Below are 9,904 nucleotides of genomic sequence, written 5' to 3'. Positions count from 1 at the left end.
CTTGCCGCTACCCTCACCCTGACTTTCGCGGCCTGAGCCCCTCGCCGATGGCCGCCTCACCCGCCATTACCGTCGCTCTCAGCGTCTTCAACAATGCCCGCCACCTCGACGCGGCGATTGGCAGCGTGCGCACCCAGACCTTCACCGACTTCGAGTTCCTGATCGTCGACGACGGCTCGACCGACGGCTCGGACGCGATCATCGCGGCCCATGCCGCCTCCGATCCGCGCATTCGGCCGATCCTGCGAGAGAACCGCGGCCTCGTCGCCAGCCTCAACCAACTCATCGCCGAGGCCCGGGCCCCGCTCTTCGCCCGGATGGACGGCGATGACATCTGCCGCCCAGAACGCTTCGCCCGTCAGGTCGCTCACCTTGCCGCCCATTCCGGATGCGGGATCGTCGGCACCTGGGCCGAACTGATCGACGAGCATGACCGCCCGCTCGGCAAGGGCGGGGAAAAGCCCCTCACCCATGCCGAGCTGGCCGCCCTGCTCCGCACCGGGCCCCTGTTCTGTCACCCGTCGGTCATGGCCCGCACCGAACTGCTGCGCGCGACCGGCGGCTATCACTCCTCCTACCGCCACTGCGAGGATCACGACCTGTGGCTGCGGCTGGCCGGGCGGACCACGATGGCCAACCTGCCCGAACGGCTGATCCGCTACCGCGTCTATCCGGGCCAGGTCAGCCAGCGTCACGCGGTCGAACAGGCGCTCAATGTCGCGGTCAGCTGGGAAGCCCATGTCCGGCGCCAGCGCGGAGAGCCTGATCCCATCGCACCAGGCACGCAGATCCCGTCGCTGCCGGAGCTGGACGGCCTCTTCAATGAACCGGGCCTTGGCGAGCGCCTGCGCGGCGAACTGGTCGAACGTCTCGCCTGGCAGCCCGCCGCCCTTGCCGGAGAGGGACAGGGTTTGCTGATCGACCATATCCGCGCCCTGCCCGCCGCGCAGCGCGCGCCGCTCTGGCGCCTCGCTGGCCGGCTCGCGCGCCATGGCCACGTCGGTGCGGCCACCCGCGTCGCCCTCAGTCTCGCGGGGATCTGAGGCCATGTCCGTCCGCGCCGCCGCCATCTGGGCCATTTCCGCCCAGTACATGTCCTTCGCGATCCAGTTCATCGCCAGTGTGGTCATCGCGCGCTGGTTCATCGGGCCGGACGACCTCGGCCTGTTCTCGATCGCCTTCGCCGCCGTGCAGATGATCGCCCTGCTGCAGGACTTCGGCGTCACCCGCTACATAGTCGGTGAGGCTGAGCTGGACCAGCGCAAGCTGGCCAGCGCCTTCGCCCTCTCGGTCACCGTGGCGTGGAGCGTCGCGGCCGTCGCCCTGCTCGCCGCCCAGCCGATCGCCCGTTTCTATGGCGATCCGCGCCTGCTCCCGATCACCGCGATCATCGCCGCGTCCTACCTGATGGTGCCGCTGGCGATCGTGCCGCAGGCCCTGCGCCAGCGCGCCCTCGATTTCCGCTCGAACACGATGATCGAGATTGGCGCCGCCGCCGCCAATGCCGTCACCGCCATCATCCTCGCCTGGCGCGGCCACGGCGCCCTCGCGCTGGCCTGGGGCGCCTTTGCCCAGCAGGGCGCGCGGATGGCGATCAGCCAGTGGCGCAACGGGTTCACGCTGCCCCGGCCGTTCTCGCTCAGGGGCTCGGCCCCGCTGCTGCGCTTCGGCGGGGGCAACAGCGCGCTGGTGCTGATCGGCGCGGTCGGGATGCGGGCGCCCGAACTGGTGATCGGGCGGATGATCGGCGCGGTCGCGGTCGGCCTCTTCTCTCGCGCCAGCGGCCTCGCCGCCCAGCTGCGCACTCTGGTTTCGGGCGCGGTCGCGGGGGTGTTCTATCCCGCCTTCGCCCGCCTGCGCGACAGCGGCGAGCCGCTCGGCCCGCCCTATGTGCGGGTGGTCGCGGCCTATACCGCCGTCACTTGGCCGGCCATGGCGGGCATCGCGGCCCTGGCTGAACCGATCATCCGCAGCCTCTATGGCGAGCGCTGGCTGGCGGCATCGCCGATGCTGGCGTGGATCGCGCTCGCCCAGATGTGCTACGTCGCCCTGCCGCTGCACATCGAATTGCCGCTGCTGACCGGGCGGATGCGCGCCCTGGTCGTGCGCAATTCGCTCGACACTCTCGCCTCGATCGTCCTGCTCTTCGCCTTCGCCCCGCTCGGCGTCATCGGCGCGGCCCTCTCGCGCTTCGCCCACGGGCTGTGCTGGATCGCGATCTACTTCGGCTTCCTGCGCTCATGCCTCGGCTTCGCCCCGCGCGCGCTGTTCGGGGTCTGGCTCAAGAGCGGCGCGGCCACCCTCGCCGCCGTTGCCCCGGTCTATGCCGGCTATGCCCTGTGGCACCCGGCGGCCAGCGCCGGGATGGGGCAGGTCATGCTCACCGCGCTGGCCGGCGTCGGCGGCTGGCTGGCCGCCCTGTGGCTCACCCGCCACCCGGCCCATGCCGAGATCGTTGAAACCCTGCTCCACCTGCGCGGCGCGGTCCTGCCGCGCCGTGACCGCCCGCGGGAATCGCACGGTTGAGCCAGCCGGCACGGTTCGCCTGGCTGGTCCTCGCCCATGCCGATGCCGCGCAGCTGCGCGCCCTGGTCGACCGCCTCGCCCCGCCCGGCGGGCCGGACTTCGCCGTGGTCCACCTCGACGCGAAAAGCCCGCTGTGGCGCGAAACGCGCGGGGCATTTCTCACCCCGCGCCCCGAACTCGCGGTCATCCCCCGTCCGGTCGCCGTGCGCTGGGGCCACAACAGCCAGGTCGCCGCGACCCGCCTGCTCCTCGCCGAGGCCCTGCGCCGGCCCTTCACCATGGCCCATCTCGTCAGCGGGGCGGACTGGCCGCTGGCCGCGCCCGAGGCGATGATTCCCGCCCCCGCGCAAGACTGCTGCATCGAGGCTGCCCCGGCGCTGCAAGCCGAACGGATGGAGCGCCTGCGTCTCGACGCGCGGTGCCTGCGGCCCGATCCCGCCAAACCGTGGCTCTATTACCCCGCCCGCGCCCTGCGCGCGCTGTCCCGCCTCCTCCCGCCGCGCCGCGTCCGGCCGTGGGGCGAATGGCACAAGGGGTCGCAATGGTGGTCCCTCCCCCGCGACGTCTGCGCGGCGATCCTGCCCGAACTCGACCGCGCCTTTGCGCAAGGCCGCCTCGCCGGCACGGTCTGCGCCGACGAACACCTGATCCAGACCATCGTCGCCCAGCGCTTCGCGCAGCGCATCGCACCCGGTAATCGCCGCTTCATTCGCTGGGACGGCCAGTCGAGCCCCCAGGTTCTCACCGCCGCCGACTGGCCCGAGGCTGAGGCCAGCGGCGCCTGGCTCGCTCGCAAGGTCTCACGCGAACACGATCCCTTTTTCCTCGCTCAGTAGAAGACAGAAGATCGCTGGCGGCCCGGCCCGCACAGGCGTAGAATGCTGGCGGGAGAACGCATCGCGATGGGCCTCGCCGCCACCTTGCTGGTACCAGCCCTGCTCAGCCTCGCCGCCGGGGCGGTGCAGACCAATAGCGCCCGCGCCCAGTCGAGCGCCGAGAGCGACACGGTCCCCGCCCGGATCGACAGCCAGCAGCGCATGTCGGTCGCGGTCCGCATTGGCGATGCCGGGCCCTTCCGCTTCCTCATCGACACCGGCGCCCAGAACACCGTGGTGAGCGACAGCCTGGCCGACCAGCTCAAGCTCACCGAGGCCGGCTCGGCCGTGGTCACCGGCATCGCCGGCAGCCTGCCAGTCCGCACCGTGACGATCGACGAGCTGGCGCTTGGCAAGCGCTCCTACTACGGGCTGCTTGCCCCGGTGCTCGAGGAAAAGAACATCGGCGCCGACGGCATCGTCGGGGTCGATGGCCTACAGGGCCAGCGCGTGCTGATCGACTTCCGCAAGAACCTGATGACGATCGAGGAACGGCGCGGCGCCGCTGCCGACAATGACTACGACATCGTCGTCACCGCCCGCCGCAAGTCGGGCCAGCTGATCATGACCGACGCCCGGATCGACGGCGTCGCCACCAATGTTGTGATCGACAGCGGGGCCGAGGGCACGATCGGCAACCTCGCCCTGCAACAAGCGCTCGGCAAGAAGGGCGCCGCCCTGATCCCGATCCTGCTGACCAGCGTCACCGGGCAGACCGCGACGGCCAACATCGCTGTCTCGCGCAGCCTCAAGATCCAGGGGATGGAGATCACCAACGTCGCCATCGCCTTCATCGACGCCCCGCCGTTCCGCGTGCTGGGGCTTGAGAAGAAGCCCGCCATCCTGCTCGGCATGCGCGAACTCAGGGTCTTCCCCCGCATCGCGATCGATTTTCCCACCCGCCGCGTCCTGTTCCAGCTGCCGCAGGACAACTGGTCGAACGGCTTTGCCAGCATTCCCTAGCGGCCTTTTCCCGCCACGCGGCTTTTGCATTTGTCGTCCCGCTCCTACATAGGCCGGGCATGCCTCCCGAAACCGCCATCAACGCCCCCGGTGCCCGTCATGACGGCTGGTCCACGCTGAGCCGCTTCCTTCCCTACCTCTGGCCGCGTGACGACCGCGCGCTCAAGGTGCGGATCGTCGTCGCCTGCCTGTTCATCCTGATCTCGACCGCGGTGCAGCTCGCGCTCCCCTATCTGCTCAAATGGGCAGTGGACGCGATGAACACCACCGGCCCGCGCCTGCTGTCCTTCGTGATGCTGGCGGTGCTGGGCTATTCGGCCGGGCGCTTCCTCGGCACGGCGTTCGACAACCTCCGGAACATCGTGTTCGAGCGGGTCGGGCAGGACGCCACCCGGGCGCTGGCCGAAAACGTCTTCGCCCAGCTTCACCGCCTGTCGCTGCGCTTCCACCTTGCCCGCCGCACCGGCGAAGTGACCAAGACCATCGAGCGCGGGACCAAGTCCATCGACACGATGCTCTATTTCATGCTGTTCAACATCGCCCCCACGGTGCTGCAGCTGGTGGTGGTCGCGGTGATCTTCCAGCTCAACTTCGGCTGGGGCCTCGTTGCCGCCACGGGCTTCGCCGTCGTCGCCTACATCTGGGTCACCCGCACGATCACCGAATGGCGCACCAAGCTGCGCGAGCAGATGAACCGGCTCGACGGTCAGGCCCTCGCCCGCGCGGTGGACAGCCTGCTCAACTACGAGACGGTGAAGTATTTCGGCGCCGAGGCGCGCGAGGAAGCCCGCTACGCCAAGGCCACCCGCGCCTATGCCGCAGCGGCGGTCAAGAGCGAGAACTCGCTCGGCATGCTCAACATCGCCCAGGCCCTCGTGGTCAACCTGCTGATGGCAGGGGCGCTGGCCTATACCGCATGGGGCTGGTCCAAGGGCGAATACAGCGCCGGCCAGCTGGTCTTCGTCCAGACCTATCTTACCCAGCTGTTCCGCCCGCTCGACATGCTCGGCATGGTCTATCGCAACATCCGGCAGGGCCTGATCGACATGGCCGCCATGTTCAAGCTGCTCGACACCCCGCAGGAAGTGGCCGACGCTCCCGCCGCCCCGGCCCTCGTCATCCGCCGTCCCTCGGTCACGTTCGACAATGTCGTTTTCGGCTACGACCCCGACCGCACCATCCTCCACGGCCTCAGCCTCGACATTCCCGCCGGCCACAAGGTCGCCATCGTCGGCCCCTCAGGCGCGGGCAAGAGCACGATCGCCCGCCTGCTGTTCCGCTTCTACGATCCGCAAGCCGGCCGCATCCTGATCGACGGGCAGGACATCCGCGAAGTGACGCAGACCTCGCTGCGCAGCGCGATTGGCATCGTCCCGCAGGATTCGGTCCTGTTCAATGACACCATCGGCTACAACATCGCTTACGGGCGCGACGGCACGAGCGACGAACAGGTCGAGTCCGCCGCGCGCGGCGCGGCCCTGATGGGCCTGATCGAGCGCCTGCCCCAGCGCTTCGCCACCGAAGTCGGCGAACGCGGACTCAAGCTCTCGGGTGGTGAGAAGCAGCGCGTCGCGATTGCCCGCACCTTGGTCAAAAACCCGCCGATCCTGCTGCTGGATGAAGCGACCAGCGCGCTCGACACCCGCACCGAGCAGGACATCCTCGCCACGCTGCACGCCCTCGCGGAACACCGCACCACGATCTCGATCGCGCACCGCCTCTCGACCATCGCCGACGCCGACACGATCTTCGTCCTCGAACTCGGCCGCCTCGCCGAACAGGGCACGCACGCCGAACTCCTCCGGCGCGACGGTCTCTACGCCGAAATGTGGGCAAGGCAGGCCAACGAACAGGCCGAGCTTGGCGTGGCGGCGGAGTAGAGGAACCCGCGAGAGTGCCTCTCCCCCTCACTTCGTCATTGCGAGGAGCGCAGCGCCGAAGCAATCCAGGGCCTCACGAGCAGATTTCAGCGAACAGGTCGCGCCACTGTGGGTTGCCTTCTTCGATCAGGCCGAGCTTGCGTTTGCGGGAGCCGCCCTTGAGTTGCTTCTCACGGGTGATGGCGTGTTCCATGGTCGAATGCATTTCGTACCAGACGAGCAGTTTACAGCCGTATGTTTGGGTAAAACCTTCAATTTCGCCCTCACGGTGTTGCCAAGCGCGGCGGGGCAAGTTCGAGGTTACCCCGACGTAGATCGTCCCGTTGGGCTTGCTGGCCACTATGTAGACAGCGGGGCGAAAGGTGCGTGTCATCGCCCTAGATTGCTTCGTCGCTACGCTCCTCGCAATGACGAACTTTGAATGACGAACTTTGAACGATGAGCATTCCTGCAACATTCCTTGCGCTTGGGAACATCATGTTTCTTCGTCATTGCGAGCGGAGCGAAGCAATCCAGGGCCGTCTTGCCCGCCCCTTCAGCGCTGCGAGCCGCCGCTCCCTCACTTCACCACGTCAGCCTCGTGCCACACCACGGCCTGCGCCACCTTCACGCAGTCCATCCCCCCGTCATAGGTGATCGAGGGCGAGCCATAGAGCCGCCAGCCCTGCGCCAGCGCTTCCGACACGCGCTCGCAGAAGGCGCGGTCGTCCTTGCCGGTGAGCAGGCGGTAAATCGGGCGGTCATCGGGCGTTTCGTAAGTCATGGGATCAGCCTACCGCAGCGATGCGTTGTTGCGCAATCGCGGCGGCATGGCCACCTTGCCCTTCCGTCAGATAGCAGCGCAGGTCTTCGTGGAAGCCATCACCGACACCGCCGTCATCCCGCCCGCCGCCGAAGTCCCCGAACGCTGGGGCCATCCCAAGGGCACCTGGGTGCTTAGCGGCACCGAACTGTGGGACCGGATCTCCTTCCACGGCATGGTCGCCATGCTGGTGCTCTACATGACCGGCGACCTGCTCCAGCCGGGCCGGATGGAGCACATCATCGGTTTCGCCGCCTATCGCCGCCTGCTCGAAAGCCTGTTCGGCGCGATCACCCCGGCGGCGATCGCCACCCAGACCTTCGGCATCTACTATGCGGTCCTCACCTTCCTCCCCCTGATCGGCGGCTGGCTGGGTGACAAGTTCGTCTCGCGCCGCTTCGCCGTGACGACCGGCGCGCTCACCATGACCGCCGGCCACTTCGCCATGGCCTTCGACCAGACCTTCCTGATCGCGCTGATGCTGCTGGTCAGCGGCGCGGGCCTGCTGCGCGGCAATCTCAAGCCGCAGATCCGCGCGCTCTATCATGCCGGGGACCGGCGGCTGGCCGATGCCTTCCAGATCTATTCGATGGTGGTCAATCTCGGCGCCTTCATCGCCCCGCTCGCCAGCGGCGCCGTGGCGAAATACTATGGCTGGCACGCGGGTTTCGCCGTCGCCGGCTTCGGCATGCTGATCGGCCTCGTCTGGTATCTGGTCGGCGCGCGCCACTTGCCGCCCGATCCGCCCAAAGGGATGAAGGTCCACCGCGCCCCGCTCACTCCGCACCAGAAGCGCGACATTCTCGGCCTTTTCGCGATGTGGCCGGTCAGCCTCGGGTTTTGGACCGCGCAGGCCCAGATCTGGAACGTCTACAACCTGTGGCTGCGCGACCATGTGCAGATGACCGTCGGCGGCTTCGCGGTGCCGGTCCCATGGCTCCAGGCGCTCGACGGGCTGGCGCCTGCCGCCTACGTGCCGGTCGTCATCCTGCTCTGGCGCTGGCAGGCAAGGCGCGGGACCGAGCCGGACCTCTTCACCAAGATGGGGGTCGGCTGCGTGATCTTCGCCGTTTCCACCCTGCTGCTGGCCGGCGCGCCCTTGCTGGCCGGGGCGGACGGCCTTGCCCCGCTGTGGATCCCGGTCCTGTTCCACCTCGCCTCGAACTGGGGCGGCGCCTTCTTCTCGCCGGTGATGGAAACCTTCTACGCCGCCCGCGCCCCCGAACAGTGGCGCGGCTCGCTGCTCGGGGTCGATGCCCTGTCCGTCTCGGCCGCCTCGATCCTCAGCGGCACGATGGGCTCGTGGTACGAAACCACCAGCCCGCCCGTGTTCTGGCTGACCACGGCGGCGATCGCCGGAGCGGCCGGTCTGTACGTCCTCCTCCTGCGCGGCACCATGCGCCGCTGGCTGGGGCCGGAGGAAGAGGACCCCGCCGTACCGGCCGGCTGATCCCCCCGCTCGTCATTGCGAGGAGCGCAGCGACGAAGCAATCCAAGGCCTGCGCAGAACCGCCCTGGATTGCTTCGCTCCGCGCGCAACGACGAAACAGTGATTTACAGAATATACTTCGACAGGTCGCTGTCCTGCGCGAGATCGGTCAGCCGCTCGCGCACATAGGCCGCGTCGACCGTCACGGTCTCGCCCTTGCGGTCCTCGGCCTCGAAGCTCAGTTCCTCGAGCAACTTCTCCATCACCGTCTGCAGCCGCCGCGCGCCGATGTTCTCGACGCTCGCGTTCACCTGCGCCGCGATCTTCGCCACCTCGCGCACGGCCTCGGGGGTAATCTCGACGGTGACCTGCTCGGTGGCCAGCAGCGAGCGATATTGCTCGACGAGGTTGGCCCGCGTCTCGCCAAGAATGCGCACGAAGTCCTCTTCCGTCAGCGCCTTCAGCTCGACCCGGATCGGCAGGCGCCCTTGCAGTTCAGGCAGCATGTCGGAGGGCTTGGCCACGTGGAACGCGCCCGAAGCAATGAACAGGATATGGTCGGTCTTCATCGGCCCGTATTTGGTGGCCACGGTCGTCCCCTCGATCAGGGGCAGCAGGTCCCGCTGCACGCCCTCGCGTGAGACCGAGCCGCCACGCACGTCGGAAACCGCGATCTTGTCGATCTCGTCGATGAACACGATCCCGTTATGCTCGGCATTGAGCAGCGCGACGCGGGCGACGTCGTCCTGGTCCATGCGCTTTTCGGCTTCCTCGTCGACCAGCTTGTCCCAGGCATCAGGCACCTTGAGCTTGCGCCGCTTGAGATTGCCGCGCCCCAGCGCCTTGCCCATGATGTCGGACAGGTTGATCATGCCGACATTGCCGCCCATCCCCGGCAGCTCGAAAGGCATCGCGGGACTGTCCTCGACCTCGATCTCAACCTCCACCTCGTTCATCGCGTTTTCCACGATGCGCTGGCGAAAGGATTCGCGCGTCGCCTCGCTGGCATTCTCGCCAACGATGGCCTTGAGCAGGCGGTCCATCGCCGCCTTGCTGGCGGCTTCGCGCACGGCCTCGCGGCGGCGGTCCTTTTCCAGCCGGATCGCTTCCTCGGCCAGATCACGGGCAATCTGCTCGACGTCGCGGCCGACATAGCCGACCTCGGTGAACTTGGTCGCCTCGACCTTGACGAACGGCGCCTCGGCCAGCTTGGCCAGCCGCCGGCTGATCTCGGTCTTGCCGCAGCCCGTCGGCCCGATCATCAGGATGTTCTTCGGCGTCACCTCGTCGCGCAGCTCGGGCGAGAGCTTCTGCCGCCGCCAGCGGTTGCGCAGGGCCACGGCCACGGCTTTCTTCGCGTCGGACTGGCCAATGATATGCTCGTCCAGCGCGCGGACGATCGCCTTGGGGGTCAGGTTGTCATTCATGG

General features: G+C 68.1%; 10 protein-coding genes (1 of these 10 running past the window's edge). 7 read left to right on the top strand and 3 right to left on the bottom strand.

The genetic code is table 11. The features are described 5' to 3' along the window. The 6 genes in view from H7F51_RS10955 to H7F51_RS10930 are tightly spaced (at most 59 nt apart) and all read left to right on the top strand, a layout consistent with a single transcriptional unit that may run on beyond the window. A protein-coding gene (locus H7F51_RS10955) for a glycosyltransferase (protein WP_185664347.1) crosses the window boundary here: on the top strand, window positions 1-36 show its 3' end. 966 nt of this gene lie to the left of the window's left edge; 36 of the gene's 1,002 nt are visible here — the last part of the coding sequence; its start codon lies beyond the left edge, outside the window; the stop codon is at window positions 34-36. Between the two features lie 11 nt (window positions 37-47). Beyond that, the gene (locus H7F51_RS10950; protein ID WP_185664346.1) at window positions 48-1,043 is read left to right on the top strand and encodes a glycosyltransferase; all 996 of its coding nucleotides are present in this window, start codon (window positions 48-50) and stop codon (window positions 1,041-1,043) included. Between the two features lie 4 nt (window positions 1,044-1,047). Continuing rightward, a complete protein-coding gene (locus H7F51_RS10945; protein ID WP_185664345.1) occupies window positions 1,048-2,526 on the top strand; it encodes an oligosaccharide flippase family protein in 1,479 nt (492 codons plus the stop codon). Then, complete coding sequence (locus H7F51_RS10940; RefSeq protein WP_185664344.1) at window positions 2,523-3,362, top strand: beta-1,6-N-acetylglucosaminyltransferase; 840 nt, start codon at window positions 2,523-2,525, stop codon at window positions 3,360-3,362. The genes H7F51_RS10945 and H7F51_RS10940 overlap by 4 nt, the downstream gene beginning before the upstream one ends. 42 nt (window positions 3,363-3,404) lie before the next feature. Continuing rightward, complete coding sequence (locus tag H7F51_RS10935; protein ID WP_185664343.1) at window positions 3,405-4,364, top strand: retroviral-like aspartic protease family protein; 960 nt, start codon at window positions 3,405-3,407, stop codon at window positions 4,362-4,364. Between the two features lie 59 nt (window positions 4,365-4,423). Then, window positions 4,424-6,244, top strand: a complete 1,821-nt coding sequence (locus H7F51_RS10930) for an ABCB family ABC transporter ATP-binding protein/permease (RefSeq protein WP_185664342.1) — start codon at window positions 4,424-4,426, stop codon at window positions 6,242-6,244. A gap of 73 nt (window positions 6,245-6,317) precedes the next feature. On the opposite strand, the gene H7F51_RS10925 is transcribed toward H7F51_RS10930, so the two are convergent. Together H7F51_RS10925 and H7F51_RS10920 are read right to left on the bottom strand one after the other, a co-directional pair. Next, window positions 6,318-6,617, bottom strand: a complete 300-nt coding sequence (locus tag H7F51_RS10925) for a GIY-YIG nuclease family protein (RefSeq protein WP_185664341.1) — start codon at window positions 6,615-6,617, stop codon at window positions 6,318-6,320. 186 nt (window positions 6,618-6,803) lie between these two features. Continuing rightward, a complete protein-coding gene (locus tag H7F51_RS10920; RefSeq protein ID WP_185664340.1) occupies window positions 6,804-7,007 on the bottom strand; it encodes a DUF1737 domain-containing protein in 204 nt (67 codons plus the stop codon). Here H7F51_RS10920 and H7F51_RS10915 point away from each other — a divergent pair. Then, window positions 7,006-8,496 carry a peptide MFS transporter gene (locus H7F51_RS10915; protein WP_246448187.1) on the top strand — a complete coding sequence of 497 codons (1,491 nt, stop codon included), beginning with the start codon at window positions 7,006-7,008 and terminating at the stop codon, window positions 8,494-8,496. The genes H7F51_RS10920 and H7F51_RS10915 overlap by 2 nt on opposite strands. A gap of 104 nt (window positions 8,497-8,600) precedes the next feature. Here the strand turns inward: H7F51_RS10915 and hslU are convergent, their stop codons facing one another. Continuing rightward, on the bottom strand, window positions 8,601-9,902 hold the full coding sequence (gene hslU, locus H7F51_RS10910; protein WP_185664339.1) for an ATP-dependent protease ATPase subunit HslU: 1,302 nt from the start codon (window positions 9,900-9,902) through the stop codon (window positions 8,601-8,603). Window positions 9,903-9,904 lie beyond the last annotated feature (2 nt).

This window comes from Novosphingobium flavum (genome assembly GCF_014230315.1).
GTDB classification, from domain to species: Bacteria; Pseudomonadota; Alphaproteobacteria; order Sphingomonadales; family Sphingomonadaceae; genus Novosphingobium; species Novosphingobium flavum.
The sequence above is the reverse complement of the archived record's forward strand: the minus strand, read 5'-3'. Positions and strand labels throughout refer to the sequence as shown.